A 1,922-nucleotide genomic window follows, 5' to 3' on the forward strand; every position below is an offset into this window, starting at 1 on the left:
GAGGGGCGCGGTGATCAAAATTGGGGAACTTGTGATGATCTTGGATTTGCACCGCCAGGGACTTTCCGTGTCCGCCATCGCGCGCCAACTCGGCATCGACCGGAAGACTGTCCGAGCCTATATCGCCAAGGGGCTCGAGCCCCCGGCTTACAAGAAACGGGCGCCGCGCCCGCGCGTAATGGATCCGTTCGCGCTCTATCTGCGGGAAAGGGTTGCTGAGTTTCCGACCCTGACCGGGCGCCGGTTGTGGCGCGAACTCAAGGAGCGTGGCTATGCGGGCGGCTACACCGCCGTCACCGACTATCTCCGCGACATGCGTCCCGTCAGGCCGGGCGGCTTCGAAATCCGTTTTGAGACGCCGCCTGGCGAACAGGCGCAGGTGGATTTTGCCCAGTTCGATGTCGCTTTCACCGATGAACCCGGCATGCGGCGCATCGTCTGGCTCTTCTCCATGGTTCTGGGCTACTCCCGGCTGATCTGGGCGCGCTTTGTCGTCCATCAGGACTTGCAGAGCGTCCTGCGCTGTCACATTGCCGCCCTGGAGGCGATCGGCGGCGCGCCGCGGGAGATCCTCTACGACCGGATGAAGACCGCGGTCATCGGCGAAGGCACCGATGGGCTCGTGATCTACAATCGTGCGCTTCTCGACCTTGCCCGACACTTTAGCTTCCAGCCTCGCGCCTGCCGGCCTTATCGGCCAAAGACGAAGGGCAAGGTCGAGCGGCCGTTCCGCTATATCCGCGAGGACTTCTTCCTTGGCGGCTCATTCCGAAATCTGGATGACTTGAACGGCCAGTTGCGGCATTGGCTCGATACGGTCGCAAATCCACGGGTCCATGCGACAACGCATCGTGTCGTCAACGAGGCTTTTGCCGACGAAAAGGCCGTCCTCAAGCCCCTGCCGCTGGCGCCATACGAGGCGGTCCTGCGGCTTGAACGGCGCGCCTCCCACGAAGGCATGGTCAGCGTCGGCGGCAACCTCTACAGCGTCCCTGACACCACGCGCCGGCGCGTGCTCGATGTTCATGTCCTCGCCAACGCGATCCAAATCTTTGAAGACGGCGTTCTCGTCGCGACCCATGCGCCGCTAGAAGGCCGCGGTGACCGGCGCCTCGATCCCGCTCATCGTAAATCGACGCCACCACCGCGCCGGTGGTCGCCAGAAGGAAGCAGTGCCGTCGTCATTCGCCGGCCTGGCGAGATGGCAGTGCGGCGTTCACTCGACTTCTATGAGGCCGTCGGGCGCCGCTTGGCCGCTCAGGGAGGCATCCGATGAGTGCTGGAACGGCTCCTGCCGTCATCGACCGCATCCGGCGTAATCTCGTCGGTCTCAAAATGCCGCGCGCCCTGGAAATCCTAGACGTTACGCTGCGAGGCATCGAGCGCGGCGAAACAAGTGCCCTCGAAGCCATCGACGTCCTTCTCACCGAAGAGCTCACCTTGCGGGAAAACCGGCGCATAAAAATGGCGCTGATCATGGCCCGGCTCTCGGCCATCAAGACGTTGGCCGGATTCGACTTCTCGTTCCAGCCTTCCCTCGACAAGAACCGCATCATGGCGCTCGCCGAGCTGCAGTTCCTCGATCGGGCTGAAGTCGTCCACCTCATCGGACCGCCTGGCACGGGCAAAAGCCACCTGAGCCTGGCGCTCGGCGTCGAGGCGGTCAAAGCCGGCCGCAGCGTCTACTTCGGCTCCCTTGCCGATATTGTTGCTACGCTGGCCAAGGCCGAGCGCGAGGGGACGTTGCGCGAGCGAATCCGCTTCTTCTGTCGCTTCGCGCTGCTGATTGTCGACGAGATCGGCTACCTGCCAGTCACTTCCGGCGGCGGTAATCTGTTCTTCCAGCTCGTCAATGCCCGGTATGAAAAGGGCGCCATGATCCTCACTTCGAATCGAGGCTTCGCCGAATGGGGAGAAATCTT

The 1,922-nt window shown here is 62.9% G+C and carries 2 protein-coding genes; both read left to right on the top strand.

The features are described from left to right. Positions 1-10 precede the first annotated feature (10 nt). Positions 11-1,276, top strand: a complete 1,266-nt coding sequence (gene istA / locus JQ586_RS40150; protein WP_212400143.1) for an IS21 family transposase — start codon at positions 11-13, stop codon at positions 1,274-1,276. Further along, the coding region (gene istB / locus JQ586_RS40155; RefSeq protein ID WP_212400142.1) for an IS21-like element helper ATPase IstB at positions 1,273-1,922 on the top strand (650 nt) is incomplete at its 3' end. The genes istA and istB, both read left to right, overlap by 4 nt.

The organism is Bradyrhizobium jicamae (assembly GCF_018130215.1).
In the GTDB taxonomy this organism is placed as follows: domain Bacteria; phylum Pseudomonadota; class Alphaproteobacteria; order Rhizobiales; family Xanthobacteraceae; genus Bradyrhizobium; species Bradyrhizobium jicamae_A.